The following is an 18,714-nucleotide window of genomic DNA, read 5'->3' on the forward strand; positions in this document are numbered from 1 at the left end:
ATTACACAACAGTGTTGATTTAATGGGCGTCATGAGCGATGACACCCTGGCCGTCCTGGCCACGCAGGAGGAGCGCCTGGTCTTCAGCCGGTTCGACAACGAGACCGCGCTGAAGCTGGGCATCCACCTGCTCACGGCGGCACGGGACCGCGCCCTCCCGGTGACGGTCTCCGTCCGCCGCGGCGGGCAGCGGCTGTTCCACGCGGCGTTGCCGGGCACCTCGGCCGACAACGACGCGTGGATCGACCGCAAGAGCCGCGTCGTCGACCGCTACGGGCACAGCTCGTTCCTCGTCGGCGAGCGGTTCCGCGCGAAGGGCACGACGTTCGAAGCCGACTCTCGCCTCGACCCGGACCGGTACGCCGCGCACGGCGGCGTCTTCCCGGTGATCGTCGACGGCGTGGGCCCCGTGGGCACGGTGGGCGTCTCGGGACTGCCTCAGGCCGACGACCACGCGTTCGTCGTCGAGCAACTGGAGGTCTTCCTCGCCGCACTGTCCTAAGTGGATACTCAGGGGCGAACTGGATCGGGGCAATGCCCGAAAAACATTGCCTGCAAAGAAAAGTTTCTGACCGTGTGCGCGCCCGCCGAGGGCGGGCGCGCACACGGTGACAGGTCAGAGGTCGTGGCCATCGACGATCGCGGCTTGGCCCTTATGGGCGCCTCGGGGCGCGCGGTGGAGCGCGGCGGGCGGCTGCTCACCGGTCAAAGCCGGCGGGACCATGAACGCGAGGGAAACGATGTCTGGCCGGTGCTCCTGTCCCCGGTCGAACCTCGCGACCGGACGGAACCGGGGGAAGTTTCCCTCGATGTCCTTGACTGTACGCCAGATCGTGCTGATTTGGTGAATTGCTTCCGCCCCGCTCGCATGGGACGCTTGAAGAAGACCACGGAGCGTCCGTGGCGTGTTGTGGTACCAGTGCCCTTCTCGGCCGAACCGGACCCCTTCGGTGTTCTGAACCCGTTGCTGGATTTGCCCACTTTCACGAGAACCAGAACGGTGTGATCTCCCATGACCTCCACACAGACGAGGCAGGGCAGCGACTTCGCCGAACTGTCCAAATTGGTCATCGACGCCGGCCTGCTCAAACGCAGGCGCGTGTACTACGCGGTGAAGATCTCCTTGAACCTGCTCGCTTTCGCGGGCGGCTGGGTCGCGTTCGCGCACTTGGGCGACTCGTGGTGGCAGCTGTTCCTCGCCGCGTTCTTCGCGATGATGTTCACGCAGCTGTCCTTCATCGGCCACGACGCGGGACACAAGCAGATCTTCCGCGGCCGAAAGGCGAACGACGTCACCGGATTCGTCCACGGCGGACTGACCGGGCTCAGCTACGGCTGGTGGATCGGCACGCACACCCGCCACCACGCCAACCCGAACCACGAGGACGAGGATCCGGACGTCAACCTCGCCGCGCTCATCTTCACCAAGGCGCAGGGCACCGAGCGGCGTGGTTTCCTGCGCTGGATGGCGAAATACCAGGCGTTCCTGTTCTTCCCGCTGCTGTTGCTGGAAGGCCTGAACCTGCACGCGTCGAGCGTGACCGCGATGTTCCAGCGCGGCTTCAAACGCCGGAAGCTCGAGGCGGCACTGATGCTCGCCCACGTCGCGGCGTACCTGACGGCCGTGTTCGTGGTCCTCTCGCCCGGCGTCGGCTTCGTCTTCATCGCCGTGCACCAAGGCCTCTGGGGTGTGTACATGGGCTGCTCGTTCGCCCCGAACCACAAGGGCATGCCGACGCTGTCGGCCGGTCACAAGCTCGACTTCCTGCGCAAGCAGGTGCTCACCTCGCGCAACGTGCGCGGCGGGCCGGTGGTGGACTTCGCCCTCGGCGGGCTCAACTACCAGATCGAGCACCACCTCTTCCCGAGCATGGCGCGGCCGAACCTCAAGCACGCGCAGGTGATCGTGCGGGAGTTCTGCGAGAAGCACGGCATCGACTACGCGCAGTGCGGCTGGGCCGCCTCCTACGGGTACGTCCTCAAACATCTGCACGAGGTCGGCGCCCCGTTGCGCGCATCGGCGACGGCGGTCGCGCGATGACCGCCTCCCGCTCCCTCGGCGTCGTGGAGGAACCCGCCGCCGACGACCGCTGCCCGAACTGCCCGCATCCGATGTCCGCGCACGACGCGATCGCCCGGCGCTTCTGCACCGCGACCGCGGCCGGCGGCTTCAGCCGCGGTTGCACCTGCGCCACGAAACCCGAAACAACCGAATAGAGGATCGCCATGAACGCCGACACCGTCCCCGTCTCCCGCTACGAGATCCGGGTCGACACCGTGAAGAAGATCGTCAACGAGCACACCGAACTCGACAACGAGGCGGCGTTCTCACTGGCCGTGCACATGGTGCGGGCGCTCGACACCGTCCCGGAGCCGGTCCGCTGACACTGGCCTCCTGATCCACTGTGGTCGGGGTTACTCGCGCGTTAACAACGCGTCAGTGACACCCCGGAAGGCGTCAGGGAGGTGTTGGCGAAGCGGCCGGGCCGGGCCGATCGGAGTTGTGCTTGCAGAGCACTGACCGATCGACGCGGAGGTAACCGTGACGCTCAGCGAGCTCCTTCCCAGCCTCGGCTGCGAGGCCGCCGACCATCTCGAACCCGGCGTCTGGCCCCGGAGCACCAAGCTCGGACCGGGCGGGGAACTGCTGTTCGCCGGTGCGCCGGTGTCCCACCTCGCCGCGAGGTTCGGGACACCGGCGTATCTGCTCGACGAGGACGAGGTCCGGCAGAACGCCCGCGCGTACCGCCGGGCCCTCCCCGACGCCGAGGTGGCGTACGCGAGCAAGGCGCTGTGCACTCGCGCGGTCCTGCGCTGGGTCGCCGAGGAAGGGCTTTCACTCGACACCTGCTCGGCGGGCGAGATCGCCGTCGCGCGGTCGATCGGTTTCCCCGCCGAGCGGATCCTGCTGCACGGCAACGCGAAAACCCCCGAAGACCTCAAGGCCGCGCTGTCCTACGGCGTCCGCCGGATCGTGGTGGACTCGCTCGACGAGATCGAGCAGCTCGGGGCGCTCGCCACCGGCGCGCAGCAGGTGCTGATCCGCGTGACACCCGACGTCGCCGCCGGCACGCACGCGGCGATCACCACCGGCACCGAAGGGCAGAAGTTCGGCTTCTCACTGCGCGAAGAAGTCCGCGACAACCTCGGACGAGCCGTCTCCGCCGTCCTCGCGCAACCGGGGCTCCGCCTGGCCGGGCTGCACTGCCACATCGGTTCACAGGTGTCGCGTGTGGACTTCTACGAACAGGCCGCCCGCAAGATGGTCGGGGTGCTCGCCGGGCTCCGCGAGACCCACGGCGTCACCCTGCGGGAACTGGACCTCGGCGGCGGGCACGCCGTCCGCTATCTGCCGGGGGACACCGGTTTCGACATCGACGGTTATGTCCGGCGTCTGCGTGTCGCACTCGCCTACGAATGCACGTCGCGCGCCTTCCCGCTGCCGAAACTGACGATCGAACCCGGCCGCGCGATCGTCGGCCAGGCGGGCATCACCGTGTACCGGGTCTGCGCGGTGAAACGCGGTTCGCGCACGTTCGTCGCCGTCGACGGCGGGATGAGCGACAACGCGCGGCCCGCGCTCTACGGGGCGGCGTACACCGCACGCCTGATCGGCAGGCGCAGCCGCGCGGCCAGGCGGCCGATGACGGTGGTCGGGCGGCACTGCGAATCGGGTGACATCCTCGCCGACGGGCTCTCACTGCCCGACGACGTCCACCCCGGCGACCTGCTGGCCGTCCCGTGCACCGGGGCATACCACCACTCGCTCGCCTCGAATTACAACCTCGTCGGCAGGCCGCCGGTCGTCGGCGTCTCGAACGGCACCGCGACCCTGCTCGTCCGGCGCGAAACCGAGGAAGACCTGCTGAAACGCGACCTCGGCTGACGCGCCTTCCGAAAACCTCGGCGCCCTCCCTGTCGTGCGACAGAATCCTTCGCGCGACGGCTCCGAGAAAGAGAATCGCGACAAACAACTTAACGGCGGTAGCATTCTGGACATTGATCGATACGCTGCGCGACAAGAATCGCATGCCGAAACAAAGGGAGGGACGGCATGGGTGACGAACCACGCGCGCAGATGGAGCAGCGCACACCTAGAGGTTTGGACAATACCGATCGCACTCTGATCGCTCTACTGCAAGTCGACGGGCGGGCCTCGTTCACAGCGCTGGCCAAGGCCGTCGGACTGTCGGAGGGCGCCGTACGGCAGCGCGTCCAACGGCTGCTGCGGGACGAGACGATGCAGATCGTCGCGGTCACGGATCCGGCGAATGTCGGGCTCGGCCGTCAGGCGATGGTCGGGATCAGAGTCCAAGGCGATCCGCGAGCTGTTTCCGATCAGCTCTCCGGGTTGCCGGACGTCCATTACGTCGTGCTCACGGCCGGAAGCTTCGATCTGCTCGCCGAGATCGCCTGCCGGGACGACGAACACCTCTTGAGTGTGCTGAACGACGACATCCGGCCCATCCCGGGTGTCATCAGCACCGAAACCCTGATCTACCTGAAACTCGCAAAACAGACATACGCCTGGGGCAACCTGACCCGGTAGCCCGCGGCTCAGTGCGATGAAAGGCCCGTTACTTGCAAATTTCGCAAGGAACGGGCCTTTCCTTGCACGCGCGGAAGGCTAGACGCAACGCAGATACGCGTCCGGAGTCCGCCGTCCGGATTCGAGACCGCGGAGGACCTTCGGCAGCGAACCGCTGTACAGCACCCCGAGCCGCTGCGTCGCCCGCGTCAGCGCGACGTACAGTTCCGCCTCGCCGCTCGGGCCTTCCGCGAGGATCCGCTCCGGCTCCACCACCAGGACGGCGTCGTACTCCAGCCCCTTGGCCGCGGAGGGCGCGATCGCTCCCGACACCCCCGGCGGCCCGATGACCACGGACGTCCCCTCCCGCCCCGATTCCTCGCGGGTGAACTCCGCGACGGCGTCTTCGATGTCCACTTCGGACAGTCGACGGGCCCACGGCCGGACACCGCACGAACGCACGGATTCCGGCGGAACGACATCAGGGGCGAAACTCCCCAGCAGCGAAGCCGCCACCGCCATGATCTCCGACGGCGTCCGGTAGTTGACGGTCAGCTTCCGGTACACCCAGCGGTCGGCGACGTACCGGGAGAGCATCGCGTCCCACGACCGCGCGCCGGACGGCGACCGGCGCTGCGCGAGATCCCCGACCACGGTGAAAGACCGGCTGGGGCACCGCCGCATCAGGACCCGCCAGTCCATTTCGGACAGTTCCTGCGCCTCGTCGACGACGACGTGCCCGTAGGTCCATTCCCGGTCGGCGGCGGCGCGTTCGGCCAGATCCCGATCGTCGCGTTTCGCGAACCGCTCCGCCAGGTCCTCGGCCTTCAGCACATCGGTCGGCCGGAGCGCGAACTCGTAGTCGTCGTGATCCTCTTCGACCTCGATGAGTTCCAGCACCCGCTCGGCGTACTCCTTCTGTGCCAGCTGCCGTCGCTCCTCCGCCCGCCGCTCGGCCGTGCGGTCCCAGCCGAGCAGTTCGACGGCCTCGTCCAGCAGGGGCACGTCGGACACCGTCCACACGGCCGCGTCCTCGCGGAACAGCGCCGGGTCGGCCCCTGCCGCCCGCAACCGCTCCGGCGAGGCGTAGAGGCCGGCCAGCAGCCGTTGCGGCGTCAGTACCGGCCACAGACGGTCGAGCACCGTACCGAGCCCCACGCTGCCTTCCAGATCGCGCCGGACGTTCTTCAGCATCTCCGGGCGGGTGTGCCCGTCGTCCACCGGCAGCCAGCCCGCCCCGATCCGGTCGACCGCGCGCGCCGCGAGCGCGGTGATCACCTCGCGCTCGAAGACGGCCTTCGCCTCGTTGTGCAGAAGGCCGCTGTCCCTGGCCACCTCGCGCGCGGCCGCCGCGATCTCGGCGTCGAGCGGCACGGTGACGTCGTCGAGTTCGATCGGCTCCGGTTCGGAGGGCAGTTCCTGCCGGTCCCGCACCGCCGCCGCGAGCACGTCCAGGATCGCCAGTGAGCCCTTGAGCCGCTGTACCGGCGGCGGGTCCTCGCGTTCGGTGCGCAGGCCGGGGACGAGGCCTCCCGGCGTCGTGAAGACGGCACTGGTCTCGCCGAGCGACGGCAGGACTCGGCCGATGTGGTCGAGGAAGCCACTGCTCGGCCCGACGACGAGCACGCCGCGGCGTTCCATGCGCTCCCGCTTCGTGTACAGCAGGTACGCCACGCGGTGCAGCGCCACCGCGGTCTTGCCGGTGCCGGGGCCGCCCTCCACCACGAGGACGCCCGCGTGGTCCAGCCGGATGATCTCGTCCTGCTCCGCCTGGATGGTCGCGACGATGTCCCGCATCCCCTCGCCGCGCGGCGCGTTGACCGCGGCCAGCAGCGCGACGTCACCCCGTTCCCCCGCCGGATCCGGACGGCCGAAGACCTCGTCGGTGAAATCGAGGACCTTACGGCCGAGGGTGCGGAACTGACGGCGTCGCGCCATTCCTTCGGGGGACGCGCCGGTCGCGCAGTAGAACGCGCGCGACGCCGGTGCCCGCCAATCCAGCACCAAAGGTTCGTAGTCGTTCCGTTCGTCGAAAAGGCCGACCCGGCCGACGTACGTACGCCCTCCCGAAAGGGCGTCCAAACGGCCGAAACAAAGGCCGTCGTCGGCGACCTTCAGCCTGGCCATCTCGCGGGCTTTCGTGCTGACGGAGACTTCCCGGTCGGACAGCGCGAAGCCTTCTCCCCGCAGCGCACCGGCATACGCCTCGCCCACCCGCGTGCGTTCGGTGTCCAGCCGCTCGTAGAGCGACGCGATGTACTCCCGTTCGGATCGCAATTCCTCGTCGTACCCCTGATTTGACAAGTTCCCCTCACAGCGTTTAGACTACTCAGGTATTCGGCGTTCAGATCAGCATTCCTGATCAGGCGCCGATTTTTTATTGTCCACCATCTGTCAAGAGGGACCCGGTATCACTCCGGAAATGATCGTGCGCGACAATGGGAACCACAGCCCGCCATTACCGCGCACGATCCGCGTTGCCTCGAACCACTCAGCCGAGCATGAACTCGCGGGGTTCCAGCGCCCGCCCTACCACGCGGACGTCGCCCAGCCAGCCGTGGAACGCCTGCTCGACGATCGAGTCGTAGGCGTAGGCGCCGATCAGCCAGGAGCCACCGGGATTCGCGATCCCCGCCGCCGTCGTCTTCGGATTCCGCAACACCGGACACCCGTCGACGTAAAGCGTCGTCCGCCTGCCGTCGTTGACGGCGGCGACGTGGATCCATTCCTTCAACGCCAGTTCGTGGCCCCAGCAGGTGGAGATCCCGTTCTGGTTCACCGGGAACACCGCCCACTGGAACGCCGCACCGTCCGAAAGGGACAGTGTGGCCGCGGGCTCGCCGGGATCGTCGCCGGTCTTCCCCGCCTTCCCGCCGGAACCCTGCCTGCCGAAGATCGCGGCCCACGCGTGGCCGCCGTCCTTGAAATCCTCGGGCAGCTTCACGAACGCCTCGACGGTGTAGCCGCGCGCGAACGCCTCCGCGTTCATCGGCGCGGAGTCCGCCGTGCGCAGATACGCCCCGCGAGCCGGTTTCTTGCCGCCGTCGAACCGGAGGCTCGACCTCGACGGCTGCCGCCCGGAGAACTCACCGGAGAACCGCAGCGCGCCCGCGGCACTGCCGGGCAGGGACACCCGGACCAGGTCGTTGCCCCTGCCGGACAGGTCGCGGACGCTGTCGACCGGTGCGCCGTCACGGCCTTCGAACCGCCAGTACGCCACGGTCCCGCGGATGAGCTGCCGTTCGGCAGGCCGCGCGGGCGGGACCGGGACCGGCGCGAAACCGGCGAACCTCGTGTCGAAGTCGACCTCCAGGCTGAAGTAGTCCGCCGGGCCGGTGCGTTCGATTTCCTGCCGCTGCAACTCGTTCAGCCTCGGCGCCTGCTCGGCGAGCCACGGCGAGACCGTGCGGACGTCGATCACGTTCCGCGTGAGGTCGAACCGGTAGAGCCGGATCATCGCGCTGCCGCCGTAGTAGCGGTCCTGGTAGTTGGTGATGTGCAGATGGACGTCGTTGCCCGCCTTGTTGCGCTTCACCGCGCGGCCCGGCGGCCAGTAGTGCCCGTTGAGCGTCAGGAAGATCTGGTCGTTCCCGTCGATCAGCTCGTCCCAGACCTTCTGCCCGAACTCGGAAAGCTGAGCCTGCCCCGCCTCGTCGGCCCATACCAATTCATGGATGGTCAGGATGGCCGGAAGCCGCGGGTTCCGCGCGAGCACCGACCGCGCCCACTCCAGCCCGCCCGCCGACGGCCGCCAGTCGAGCGCGAGCAGCAGCCACTCGCGCCCGCCGGCCCGGAAGACGTGGTGGCTGTTGTAGCCGTCCGGGCTCGCGCCGCGGAAGGTCCGCGAACCGCGTTGCCGCTGCGGGCCGAACGCGTCGAGGTACGGCGTGCGGCCGCGCTGGTCGTCGGTCGAGGACTTGATGTCGTGGTTGCCCGCCAGCGTGCTGTACGGGAACCGGCGGCGGTCGAGATGCTGGAAAGACCGGCTGATCTGGTCGAACTCGCCCTGCTGCCCGTTCTCGGTGAGGTCGCCGAGATGCGCCAGGAACACGATGTTCTCGTCGCCGCCGGTGACGTGGCGCAGCGTGGCGTCCAGTGGCGCGGGGTCACCGCGGTCGGCGTCGAAGAGGTACTGGGTGTCGGGCAGGACCGCGAGGGTGAAGCAAGCGTCTTCGGCGTCCGGGCCGTGATGCCCGAAGGACGCGGAGGCCGCCGGGGCACCGAGCGCGGGCAACGCGGACACCGCCGCACCGGCGCCGAGCAGGCCCGCGCCGCGCAGGAAGGTCCGTCTGGAGGAGTCGTTCACGGCCGCAACCTACGTTCGCACGGGCAACGCGTCTCGAACCGCGGATGAACACTTGCTCCGCTCGGTAGCTTCGTCTCATGGGGAACGTCAAACGCTGGCCCGTACTCGCCGGGGTCGGTGTGGTGGTGGCCGCGGCCACCTGGTGGATCGTGGACGAGATGCCCGCGGTGGACGACGCCGTCGCCCGGGAGGCGCTGCCGCCGATCGAAGAGCATCTGCGCGCGAAGCTCTGGGCGGGAACGCTCGCGAGCACGGGCTTCCCGGACGTCCGCTGGGTGTGCACGCAGAAGGTGATCGAGACCCGGCCGGACGGCGAGCGCGTCAAGATCGGCTTGGTCGCGAGCTGCGACGAGGTCACGAAAGAAGGCGGCGGGCTCGTCGTCGGCAGCGGATTCCGGCGGCAGCCGATGGTCTACCTCGTCGAGCGCACGCCGTCCGGGTACCGCGTGCTCGACCGGAAACTCGCGGAGGACGGGGCGGGCTACTCGCCTTCGGTCAAGGCGATGTTCTCGTGGATCGGCGCTCGCCGGGTGATCCACGGCGCGAGCCCGGACGACCCGAAGACGGTGTCGGCCGCCGCGTTCGGCCTGCCGGACGACACCCCGGTTCGCACTCGGAGCTGATCAGTCGCCGTTCCGGCCGATCAGCTTCGGCACGACGAACCACATGACGACGAACAGCACCGCCGTCACCGCGCCGAGGATCGTCATCGCGATCGGGCCGTAGACGACCTTGGCGATGAGCGCGACGGTCGTGCTGATCGCGGCCGCGAGACAGCCGAGCCCGGCCAGGACGGACCGGTTGCCGAAGATCAGGATCCGCTCACGGTTCCCGGTGCGGAACAGCAGCCGGTGCCACGCGGCCGGCGCCGTCAGCAGCACCGTCGAGCAGACCGTGAGCAGGACGGCCACCAGGTGAACGGATTTCTCGAACCCGCTCGCCTCGTGGAACTCGTCGGTGAACACCACCGTGAGCAGGAACCCGAAGAGGATCTGGACACCGGCCTGAGCGACCCGGAGCTCCTGCAGGAGTTCATTGACGTTGCGGGTCAGGCGCTCGTTCTTCGTCTCTCCGGTGTGCTCGACCATGCGGCGGCTCCAAGACCATCGGTTGACGCCTGACTTTTTCATGCCAGCCGAGCGAAGTCACCGATACGACCACGACGGCGAGACCGAACCACTGCGTACCGGACAAATGCGCGTTCAGGAACGATACGCCGATAACGGCCGCCGTGACAGGGAAGGCCAGCTCCGCCAACGTCGCCCTGGCGGCGGGAGTCGACCGCAGGCCCACGTAGTACAGGCTCAGCGCCAGCAGACCGGGAACCAGCGCGAGCAGGACGAGGCCGAGCGCGTTGTCCCAGCCGACCGCGAACCCGCCGCCCTGGAACGCCACGATCCCCGCCGCGACCGGGAGCCCGACGGTGAAGCGCAACGTGGTGACCTCCTTCGGCGCCAGCTCGGTGGAGAGCATCCGGCCGAGCACCGTTCCCGCCGCCCACAACGCCGCCGCGCCGATCGCCAGCAGCGCCGCCTTCGCCGCGGCGACCTGGATGTTCAGCGGATCCTTGAACGCCAGCAGCCACGCACCCAACAGCGCCGGGATCGCAAAGAAGGCGTATCCGGGGCGGACCCGCTCGCGGAGGACGAAATACGCCGCCAGAACGGCGAAAACCGGCTGAAGCTTCTGGAGCACCAACGGTGTCACGGGGTCGCCCAGTTTGAAGGCCGCGGTGAACATCGCCGTCGCGAGCGCGGAGGAACCGCCGCCGATGGCGAGCACGGCCAGCCACTCCCGCGGTCCGACCCGGCGCAGCGCGCGGACGGCGCCCGGGATGAGGGGGCTCAACACGAGCACCACCAGCAAGTGCTCCCAGAAAACGACGGTGGCCGCGGGGAGCGCTTCGGCGAGCGGAAGCCGCAGAAGTCCGTCCGTGCCCCAAAGTGCGGCCGCGACCGCGACCAGCCAGGTGCGATCCGGAGGATTAGTACTCACTTACCCTTCCATCCATGCCCCCGCCGCCGCCCTCAACGGACGCTGGCGCGCGCACTGTGCTCATAGTTTGAGAATGATCGCCCGACCGAGTGACCGCTCTGGCGTGCCCGATGTCTTGCGGACTAAGCAGGGCGCATGCGCCCTGTCCCCTTGGTCACCCTTGTCCTGTCCGCCGCCGCCTTGGCCTTCACCTCCGGCGCCGGGCCCGCCACCGCCGCCGCCCCCGGTTCCCGGGTGCACGTCATCACCGCCAAGAGCGGCCTCACGGTCTACAAACCGGAATTGGTCCCGCCCGGTGCCCGCGCGCACGTCTTCGGGTTGACCTCGAAGGCTTACGGCACCTCGACCGCGGTCCTCGTGACCGGCCTGCTGCCCAACCGTGAATACGGCGCGCACGCGCACACGAAACCGTGCGGTGCCACCGGAGACCTCGCGGGCCCGCACCACCAGAACGTCGAAGACCCGGTGAAGCCGTCGGTGGATCCCGCCTATGCCAACCCCCGCAACGAGATCTGGCTCGACCTCACCACCGACGCCTCCGGGCGCGGCGCCTCCGTGTCCAAAGTGGACTGGACGTTCGACGCCCGGCGGGCCAAGTCGATCGTGATCCACGAAACGCATACGCACACCGACCCGGGTCACGCCGGGACGGCGGGCGCACGGCTGGCGTGCGTGACGGTCGACTTCTAGCCGTGTTTTCTAGAACCCCCAGGTGCGCTCCGGCCGGATCCTGATCCGGACGTTGTACTCCCTGTCGAACTTCGGGGTGTCGTAGTCGAGCGCGGGGTAGTGCTTCTCGTACTTGCCGAGGAAGCCAGGCTGCTCCGACGCGACACCGTCCGGCAGGATCTCGGCCTTGCCGCCGATCACCAGGATCGAGCCGCCGTGCTCGTCGCTGTTGAAGTGGAGGCTGACTTCGGGGTTGGCTTCGATGTGCCGGGTCTTCGCGGTGTCCGGCCGGCTGAAGATGACGATGTCTTCGCCGTCGAGCACGAACCACACCGGGCGAGGCGAAGGCCTGCCCTTCGGGCTGATGGTGGTCAGCCAGGCGACGCTCTCCTTCGCCCGCTCGGCGAGGCGCGGGTCGGGTTGGTAGGTCATGAACCGACCAACCACGACCCGCCGGTATTTCTTCCGTGTCCGCCTCAGCGAGACGCGACGAGCTTGGCGTAGCGCGTCCCGGCGCCGAGCAGCACCAGGCCGGCGAGGAGGAAGGCCGCGACCCTGGCGAGGCCGTCGAGCGCGGAGAGGTCGAACAGGACCAGCTTCAGCACCGCCGCGCCGACCAGCACCAGACCGGTCACCCGCAGGCCGACCACCGAGATGCCGCGGATGAGCAGCACGAGCGCGGCGACCGTCCAGGACACCGTGATCACCACGTGGCCGACCAGGAAACCCGAGCGGCCGGGGACGGCCAGCAGCGCACCGCACAGGACCATCGCGCCGGCGCCGTAGAGCGCGCAGACCCCGGCGAAGAGCCACGGCACCACGTTCTCCGACGCGGTCTTGAACAGCCCGAGCCGGTGTGCGACCCACGGAAGCGTGATCGAGACGGCCACGATCGCGACGGCGACCAGCAGGGCGGCGGCGAGGTCGGCGTCCGGCCGGTTCCTGATCAAGAAGAAGAGCGTCGGCGGAACGTCGAAGGCGAGCGCGATGAACCCGCCGATGACTGCGAAGCCCAGCCCGCCGAAGAGCGCGACGTGCTTCTTCGTCCACAACGCGACCAGGGCCAGCAAGACCCCTTCGCCGATCAGGATCGCCGATCGGGCGCTGCCGTCGAAGAGCGTCATCGTCGTCTGCAGGGCCGCGAGAAGCCCAGCGGCGCCCGCGAGGTCGCCGGTCCAGCCGTTGAGCCACTGGCCCGCCGCCCACACGCCCAGCAGCACCAGCGCGACCGACGCGGTGACGAGCACGGCCAACGTCTTCGGCAGGAACAGCGCGGCGAGCAGCGACGGCGCCGGCGCGACGGCGAGCAGGGCGAGCGCGGCGGCGTCACCCGGACGCTTGGTGGTGACGATCAAGGCGAGCGCGAGACCCACGGCACCCGCGGCCAGCGCGGCGGCGGTGTTGGCGATGCTGCCGCCGAAGCCGGTGAACGCCGTGCTGAAGATCGACGCGACCAGCGGCGGGATCCCGGCGGCGACCGCGACCGACGGCCACGACTGGCGCAGCTGCACCGGCGTCGAGGCGACCTGGACCACCAACAGGAACGCGACCAGTTCGGGGGTGAAACCCTGCGTGATCAGCGGCGCGCAGACCACACAGCCGAGCACGACGGCCGTCGCGAGCAGCGACGTCTTCCACCGCACGGCCAGCAGCAACCCGCCGACCGCGATCAGGAGCCCGATCGCGAGACCGGCGTAGGCCGGGAGGTACTCGTACATCGTCGTCGCGGCGATGGCGTCGAGGTACAACGCCCCGATCCCGGTCGCGGCGAGCGCGAACGCGCCGGTGCGGCCCGCCGGGGTGCGGTGCAGCTTCAGGCCGATCCCGACGAGTGTCAGGCCGAGGACGGCGCCCCCGATCACCCGCGGCAGCGGTCCGAACCAGCCGCGCTGGACGGCGAGCACGAGGAACAGCACGATGCCGAGCAACGTGACCGCGCCGCCGACCCAGGCCAGCAGCCTGCTGCCGGCGCCCTCCTTGCTCAGCTTCTCGGACAGCGTGGTCCTCGGGACCGGCTGGTACGGGCGGTACGGCTGCTGCGGCGGCTGCGGGTACTGCTGGCGGTTCTGCTGCTGCCACTGCGCGTACTGGGCCTGCTGGTACTGGGCCTGGTACTGGGGGTGCTGCGGGTGCGTGAAGTAGCGCGGGTACGGCTGCTGCGGGATCTGGGGCTGAGGCGGCTGGGTCTGGTGGGGTACCTGCGGTTGGTGCTGGGCCTGGGCGGCCTGCGGTGAGGTTTGCGGCTCGGCGGGCTGCTCGGGCGGCGCCGGAGCCTGCTGCTCGGGCGGCGCCGGAGCCTGCTGCTCGGGCGGCGCCGGAGCCTGCTGCTCGGCCCGCTCCCGGGGCGCCTGCTCCTTGGGCGCCTGGTCAGGCGCCTCTTCGTGCGTCGGTTCCGCTTCGGACCGGGCGGTCCGCAGCTCCGTACCGACCCGCGCGAGGCGGGCCCCAAGGTCGTCGATCTCCCCGGCGAGCCTGAGGAGCACATCCCCATCGGTGGTCATGGCGAACAGCATGCGGCTTCAGGGCCGCCGCGGGATCCGTAGCACTACTCAATCGTGATGACGATGTGGTCGCGACCTGCAAGATCATCGCGATCTGGCCCACACCCGGAGGGCCCGCAAGAGGTCGATGTACCGGAAGCCCGGCCAATTGACGTCGGAGAAGTACAGCTGGGAATCCTTGGCCTGCCACAGCAGGAATCCGGACAGGCGTACCTCACCGCTGGTCCGGATGATCAGGTCCGGCTCGGGACTGCCCGCCGTGTACAGATGCGAGGACAGGGCCTCCACCGAAACGTTCTCGGCGATCTCGGCGAGGCTTTTACCGTCCGCCGCCCCTTCGAGCACGACGTCACGGACGGCGTCGATGATCTCCTCGCGGCTCCCGTACCCGATCGCGAGGGTCAGCTCAGGCCCTGTCGCGCCACGAGTGTCCTCTTCAGCCCGCTTCAGTACCTCGACCGTGGACGACGGCAACATGTCGAGACGCCCCACCGGCGCGACGCGCCAGTTCGCGCCCGGCGCGGTGAGCCGGTCACGGACGACGTCCTCGATGACCTGCATCAAGAACGTCATCTCCGGTGACGCGCGCTTCGCCAGGTTGTCGACCGAGGCGAGGTACACCGTCACGTGCCCGATGCCGAGGCCTTCGCACCACGTCATCAACCTGGCGATGTGCTGAGCGCCATGCCGGTGACCTTCACGGACGTCCTTGAAGCCCAACTGCCGAGCCCAGCGACGGTTGCCGTCGATGATCACGCCGATGTGCCGGGGCAACGGCCCTTGGAGAAGGCGGTTGCGGAGTCTCCGTGCGTAGAGGTCGTCGAGTCTGGTCCGGACGCTCATGGAAGCGAAGTTACCGAAATCGCGGCATTTCCGTTGCGCGCCAGCAAGAACCGGAAGAACTTCACTACATGCCGCGAACCGTCTAGCCCCCTATTGACGGTTGCGTCTACCCGCGCCTAGACATACTCTGATGAAGAGACGAGAGGTGATCAAGAAGATCGCGGTCGCCGCCAGGAGGCAACACGCGGCGTGGAGCCTGGAGCGCGAAGGCGCCAACCACACCATCTACACCCTGAACGGTGTGGTGATCCCCATTCCACGCCATACCGAGCTGGGAGAGGTCTTCGCCGTAGAAATTTTCAAGGAGTGCGAGGACGTCCTCGGGAAAGGATGGTGGAAGAAGTGAAGACCTATCACGCTGAAGTCACCCGTGATGGCAGGTTCTGGCTCATCCGTGTTCGCGAGATCGACCGTTCGACACAGGCACTCCGCTACAAGGACGTGGTGACGATGGCGAGCGAGCTCATCGAGATCATGGAGAAGATCAGTAGCGACGATTACGACCTGCACCTAGAAGTACACCTTCCGAATTCGGTGACAGATCACCAGGCCCGCGCCGAAGTCCTGCGTGAGGAAGCCCAGCGCAAGCAGGCGGAGGCGGCGGCCGAACACCGTGCGGCGGTTCAAGAGCTGCTGGCCCTCGGGATTTCACAACGTGAAGCCGGCGAAGTTCTCGGCATGTCGTTCCAGCGAGTCAGCCAGCTGGCGAAGTCGTCCTGACATCCAGACGGCCGTCGGCAAAGCAGTGAAGCCGATCTCCGAGGATCCTCGCGGCTTTATTGCCGACTTCGGGCGCCCGCGTGCGGCGCACGCGATCGGCAGCCTTCCGGACCTTCGAAACAGCGCGGGAACTTGCCGATGATGCGCCGAAGCCACTAGATCCACGTTTCCAGGGCGAAGGCCCAGGGAAATGCGGCCAGGACCATACCGATCAAGAAGAAGGTGACTCCGGTGGAGGACAAGAACGGCCAGAAATACCACAAGTAAAGGGCGCTCGCGGCCGGCGTGAAGACAGTGACGCTGCCGAGCGAGGCGCTGACGATGAAGAGCCTGTCCAGCAGCCAGGAGACGACCGTGGTCGCTGCCATCATGGCGAAGAACGCCCCGATGGCCGCGAAGACGAGACCAAGCGTGCTAGTCCAGAACTCGTCGCGGGCCGAGGCCCGAGTGGCCGGGTTCGCCCCAACCGGAGAAGCCTGCTGGGGAGTCGAAATCGGACTGGAAGACACTGAGGTCGAGACTGTGCTCGAGGTCGGCTGAGCGTCCCCACTCCACGGCATTTTGACGCCGGTGTCAAAAAAGACGACGACAATGAGTGCCGTGACCGCGATAAGTAAGGCGCCGATCCCCGCCACCTCGGCGGCAATGGTCAACTTCGATCTCCCCATGGCCTCACATCATGCCGGACGATGACGACCTCCGGATTTCGTCCCGTGCACTCACCTGATCGGCCTACCACCGACCCTGATCGACGTGACAGACACCACAGGCGACAATGGAGGACGTGACAGCCACCCTGAGCAAGCCCAGCCTGAAGATCGGCCCCTACGAGGTCGATCCGCCGGTCGTGCTCGCTCCCATGGCGGGCATCACCAACGTCGCCTTCCGGCAGCTGTGCCAGGAGTACGGCGCGGGCATCTACGTCTGCGAGATGATCACCGCCCGCGCGGTGGTCGAGCGCCACCCCGGCACCATGCACATGATGACCTTCGGCGAGAACGAAAAGCCCAGGTCCATGCAGCTTTACGGGGTCGACCCCAAGACGATGGCCGAAGCCGTCCGCATCATCACCGGCGAGGGTCTCGCCGACCACATCGACAGCAACTTCGGCTGCCCGGTGGCGAAGGTGACGCGCAAGGGTGGCGGCGCGGCGTTGCCGTTCAAGCGCAAGCTGTTCGCCGACATCGTGCGCGAGTCGGCGAAGGCCGCGGCCGAGGCGGGCGTGCCGTTCACGGTCAAGTTCCGCGTGGGCATCGACGACGACCACCTGACGTACCTCGACGCCGGGCGCATCGCCGAGGCCGAGGGCGCGGCGGCGGTCAGTCTCCACGCGCGCACCGCCGCGCAGCGCTACTCCGGGCAGGCCGACTGGACGAAGATCGCCGCGCTCAAAGAAGCGGTCACCAGCATCCCGGTGCTCGGCAACGGCGACATCTTCTCGGCCGAGGACGCGCTGCGCATGGTCGACGAAACCGGCTGCGACGGTGTCGTGGTCGGGCGAGGCTGCCTGGGCAGGCCGTGGCTGTTCGGCGAGCTGGAAGCCGCCTTCGCCGGGCGCGCGCAGCCCACGCCGCCGAATCTCGGCGAAGTCGCCAAGGTGCTGCGCCGCCACACGGAACTGCTCGTCGAACACGACGGCCACGACAAGGCCATGCGCGACATCCGCAAGCACATGGCTTGGTACTTCATGGGTTTCCCGGTCGGCTCCGAACTTCGCCGCGGTTTCGCGATGCTGTCCAGTTTGGACCAGCTCGACGACTTGATCGCCCAGCTCGACCACGACGCGCCGTTCCCCAGCGCGGCCACCGGTCCGCGCGGGCGGCAGGGATCGCCGGGCAAGGTCACGCTGCCGCACGGCTGGCTCGACGATCCGGACGACGACTGCGTCCCCGAGGCCGAGGACATGCACTCGGGGGGTTAGGCAACGAAAAACGCTCCCGCCGGTCGTGCGGGCGGGAGCGTCTTCGTTCACGACTCAGGTGCCCCTGGTCTTGTAGGCGAACTTCCACTGGTCGTGGTCGACCTCGAAGCACCGCATGGTGATCGTGTAGTACCGGGCCATGTTGCTCTGTTCGATCTGACAACTGCTCAGGGTCGAGAACGGCCCGAGCTGACACCCGGGATTTCCGTCACAGACCCCGGCGACCGAAACAGGTGTTCCTTCGGCCACCGCGACATTCGCCGTGGTGACACCGAGTCCGCCCGCGAGCGCGACGGAAGGGAATCGGACACGCGCCGTCAATCCCTCACCGGTCGCCCGAAACCGCCCCCGTAAAGTCGTCGTCGTGATCGAGCAGCTGAGCATCCCGACCGCGGCCGGTACCTTCGACGCCATCGCGGCCGGCCCCGAAGACGGCCGCCCCGTCCTGCTGCTGCACGGTTTTCCCGAGGCCGCGGTCGAATGGGAGCACCAGGTCGCGACGCTCGGCGTACTCGGATATCGCGCGGTGGCACCGGATCAGCGCGGCTACTCGCCGGACGTCCGGCCGGAACAGGCGTCCGAATACGGTATCGACGAACTCGTCGGTGATGTCCTCGCGATCGCAGATCGTTTGGGGTGGAACGAATTCGACCTCGTCGGGCACGATTGGGGCGGCGCCGTCGCGTGGTGGACGGCCGACGCGCATCCCGGCAGGCTCCGCAGTCTCGCCGTCGTTTCGACGCCACATCCGGCGGCGCTGGCGGAGGCCATGAAGACCGACGAGGACCAGCATCTCCGTTCGGGGTACATGACCGAGTGGCGGCAGACCCGCGTCACCGAACGGCGGATGCTCGAGAACAACGCCGACGCGCTGCGCCGCATCTTCGACTGGAAGGTGTCGCCGAGCAAGATTGACGAGTACGTCCGGCGACTGTCCGAACCGGGCGCGCTGACAGCGGCGCTCAACTGGTACCGCGCCGGTCGTCCCGGCGGGAAGATCGGGCCGATCGAGGTCCCGACGCTCTACATCTGGAGCACCGAGGACGCCGCCTTCGGCTCGACGGCCGCGCTCGACACCGCGAACCGCGTCACCGGCCCGTACCGCTTCGAGATGATCGAGGACGCCTCCCACTGGGTGGTGGAAGAGGCACCCGAGGCCGTCACTTCTTTGCTAGTGGAGCACCTCTCGTCCCACTAACAGGGGTAACTCTGGTCGCGGTACCGGTTACAG

21 protein-coding genes are annotated in these 18,714 nt (G+C 68.2%); 12 read left to right on the forward strand and 9 right to left on the reverse strand.

Going from position 1 to position 18,714, the window contains the following annotated elements; genetic code table 11:
- The first annotated feature begins 31 nt into the window (after nucleotides 1-31).
- The 6 genes from ACZ5IK_RS35620 (at nucleotide 32) to ACZ5IK_RS35645 (ending at nucleotide 4,549) form a co-directional block, all read left to right on the forward strand.
- Nucleotides 32-502 (forward strand): heme-degrading domain-containing protein, encoded by a 471-nt coding sequence (locus ACZ5IK_RS35620; RefSeq protein ID WP_465491686.1) that lies wholly within the window; start codon nucleotides 32-34, stop codon nucleotides 500-502.
- Nucleotides 503-1,012: 510 nt separating this feature from the next.
- Complete coding sequence (locus tag ACZ5IK_RS35625) at nucleotides 1,013-2,041, forward strand: fatty acid desaturase family protein (protein ID WP_465491687.1); 1,029 nt, start codon at nucleotides 1,013-1,015, stop codon at nucleotides 2,039-2,041.
- Entirely contained in the window at nucleotides 2,038-2,217 is a 180-nt protein-coding gene (locus ACZ5IK_RS35630) for an RGCVC family protein (RefSeq protein WP_101611232.1), read from the forward strand. The genes ACZ5IK_RS35625 and ACZ5IK_RS35630 overlap by 4 nt, the downstream gene beginning before the upstream one ends.
- Before the next feature lie 9 nt (nucleotides 2,218-2,226).
- Nucleotides 2,227-2,385, forward strand: coding sequence for a DUF6307 family protein (locus tag ACZ5IK_RS35635; protein ID WP_168214436.1), 159 nt, complete (start codon nucleotides 2,227-2,229; stop codon nucleotides 2,383-2,385).
- A 157-nt stretch (nucleotides 2,386-2,542) separates the two neighbouring features.
- A complete protein-coding gene (lysA, locus tag ACZ5IK_RS35640; protein WP_465491688.1) occupies nucleotides 2,543-3,886 on the forward strand; it encodes a diaminopimelate decarboxylase in 1,344 nt (447 codons plus the stop codon).
- Between the two features lie 168 nt (nucleotides 3,887-4,054).
- On the forward strand, nucleotides 4,055-4,549 hold the full coding sequence (locus tag ACZ5IK_RS35645; protein ID WP_465491689.1) for an Lrp/AsnC family transcriptional regulator: 495 nt from the start codon (nucleotides 4,055-4,057) through the stop codon (nucleotides 4,547-4,549).
- 78 nt (nucleotides 4,550-4,627) lie between these two features.
- Here the strand turns inward: ACZ5IK_RS35645 and helR are convergent, their stop codons facing one another.
- A complete protein-coding gene (helR, locus tag ACZ5IK_RS35650; RefSeq protein WP_465491690.1) occupies nucleotides 4,628-6,832 on the reverse strand; it encodes an RNA polymerase recycling motor ATPase HelR in 2,205 nt (734 codons plus the stop codon).
- 187 nt (nucleotides 6,833-7,019) lie between these two features.
- Complete coding sequence (locus tag ACZ5IK_RS35655) at nucleotides 7,020-8,834, reverse strand: LamG-like jellyroll fold domain-containing protein (protein ID WP_465491691.1); 1,815 nt, start codon at nucleotides 8,832-8,834, stop codon at nucleotides 7,020-7,022.
- A gap of 77 nt (nucleotides 8,835-8,911) precedes the next feature.
- On the opposite strand from ACZ5IK_RS35655, the gene ACZ5IK_RS35660 reads away from it, so the two are divergent.
- Nucleotides 8,912-9,457 carry a hypothetical protein gene (locus ACZ5IK_RS35660; RefSeq protein WP_465491692.1) on the forward strand — a complete coding sequence of 182 codons (546 nt, stop codon included), beginning with the start codon at nucleotides 8,912-8,914 and terminating at the stop codon, nucleotides 9,455-9,457.
- On the opposite strand, the gene ACZ5IK_RS35665 is transcribed toward ACZ5IK_RS35660, so the two are convergent.
- Together ACZ5IK_RS35665 and ACZ5IK_RS35670 are read right to left on the reverse strand one after the other, a co-directional pair.
- Entirely contained in the window at nucleotides 9,458-9,922 is a 465-nt protein-coding gene (locus tag ACZ5IK_RS35665; protein WP_465491693.1) for a DUF6328 family protein, read from the reverse strand.
- A complete protein-coding gene (locus ACZ5IK_RS35670) occupies nucleotides 9,867-10,829 on the reverse strand; it encodes a DMT family transporter (RefSeq protein WP_465491694.1) in 963 nt (320 codons plus the stop codon). The genes ACZ5IK_RS35665 and ACZ5IK_RS35670 overlap by 56 nt, the downstream gene beginning before the upstream one ends.
- A gap of 135 nt (nucleotides 10,830-10,964) precedes the next feature.
- Here ACZ5IK_RS35670 and ACZ5IK_RS35675 point away from each other — a divergent pair, with 135 nt between their 5' ends.
- Nucleotides 10,965-11,519 (forward strand): superoxide dismutase, encoded by a 555-nt coding sequence (locus tag ACZ5IK_RS35675; RefSeq protein WP_465491695.1) that lies wholly within the window; start codon nucleotides 10,965-10,967, stop codon nucleotides 11,517-11,519.
- Nucleotides 11,520-11,528: 9 nt separating this feature from the next.
- Here the strand turns inward: ACZ5IK_RS35675 and ACZ5IK_RS35680 are convergent, their stop codons facing one another.
- The 3 genes from ACZ5IK_RS35680 to uppS form a co-directional block, all read right to left on the reverse strand.
- A complete protein-coding gene (locus tag ACZ5IK_RS35680; protein ID WP_101611241.1) occupies nucleotides 11,529-11,930 on the reverse strand; it encodes a TIGR03667 family PPOX class F420-dependent oxidoreductase in 402 nt (133 codons plus the stop codon).
- Nucleotides 11,931-11,974: 44 nt separating this feature from the next.
- The gene (locus tag ACZ5IK_RS35685; RefSeq protein WP_465491696.1) at nucleotides 11,975-14,011 is read right to left on the reverse strand and encodes a DUF2339 domain-containing protein; all 2,037 of its coding nucleotides are present in this window, start codon (nucleotides 14,009-14,011) and stop codon (nucleotides 11,975-11,977) included.
- Between the two features lie 72 nt (nucleotides 14,012-14,083).
- Nucleotides 14,084-14,842, reverse strand: coding sequence for a polyprenyl diphosphate synthase (uppS, locus tag ACZ5IK_RS35690; protein WP_465491697.1), 759 nt, complete (start codon nucleotides 14,840-14,842; stop codon nucleotides 14,084-14,086).
- A 145-nt stretch (nucleotides 14,843-14,987) separates the two neighbouring features.
- On the opposite strand from uppS, the gene ACZ5IK_RS35695 reads away from it, so the two are divergent.
- Together ACZ5IK_RS35695 and ACZ5IK_RS35700 are read left to right on the forward strand one after the other, a co-directional pair.
- Nucleotides 14,988-15,188, forward strand: coding sequence for a hypothetical protein (locus tag ACZ5IK_RS35695; protein ID WP_465491698.1), 201 nt, complete (start codon nucleotides 14,988-14,990; stop codon nucleotides 15,186-15,188).
- The gene (locus ACZ5IK_RS35700) at nucleotides 15,173-15,562 is read left to right on the forward strand and encodes a hypothetical protein (protein WP_465491699.1); all 390 of its coding nucleotides are present in this window, start codon (nucleotides 15,173-15,175) and stop codon (nucleotides 15,560-15,562) included. Before ACZ5IK_RS35695 ends, ACZ5IK_RS35700 begins: the two co-directional genes overlap by 16 nt.
- Before the next feature lie 155 nt (nucleotides 15,563-15,717).
- Here the strand turns inward: ACZ5IK_RS35700 and ACZ5IK_RS35705 are convergent, their stop codons facing one another.
- Nucleotides 15,718-16,215 (reverse strand): hypothetical protein, encoded by a 498-nt coding sequence (locus tag ACZ5IK_RS35705; RefSeq protein ID WP_465491700.1) that lies wholly within the window; start codon nucleotides 16,213-16,215, stop codon nucleotides 15,718-15,720.
- Nucleotides 16,216-16,337: 122 nt separating this feature from the next.
- Here ACZ5IK_RS35705 and dusB point away from each other — a divergent pair, with 122 nt between their 5' ends.
- Nucleotides 16,338-17,483, forward strand: a complete 1,146-nt coding sequence (gene dusB / locus ACZ5IK_RS35710) for a tRNA dihydrouridine synthase DusB (protein WP_410666129.1) — start codon at nucleotides 16,338-16,340, stop codon at nucleotides 17,481-17,483.
- 54 nt (nucleotides 17,484-17,537) lie between these two features.
- Here dusB and ACZ5IK_RS35715 read toward each other — a convergent pair whose 3' ends face one another.
- Nucleotides 17,538-17,804 carry a hypothetical protein gene (locus ACZ5IK_RS35715; protein ID WP_465491701.1) on the reverse strand — a complete coding sequence of 89 codons (267 nt, stop codon included), beginning with the start codon at nucleotides 17,802-17,804 and terminating at the stop codon, nucleotides 17,538-17,540.
- A gap of 43 nt (nucleotides 17,805-17,847) precedes the next feature.
- On the opposite strand from ACZ5IK_RS35715, the gene ACZ5IK_RS35720 reads away from it, so the two are divergent.
- Nucleotides 17,848-18,681, forward strand: coding sequence for an alpha/beta fold hydrolase (locus tag ACZ5IK_RS35720; protein WP_101611246.1), 834 nt, complete (start codon nucleotides 17,848-17,850; stop codon nucleotides 18,679-18,681).
- The last annotated feature ends 33 nt before the right edge of the window (nucleotides 18,682-18,714 follow it).

It is taken from the genome of Amycolatopsis sp. NPDC031561 (assembly GCF_055580625.1).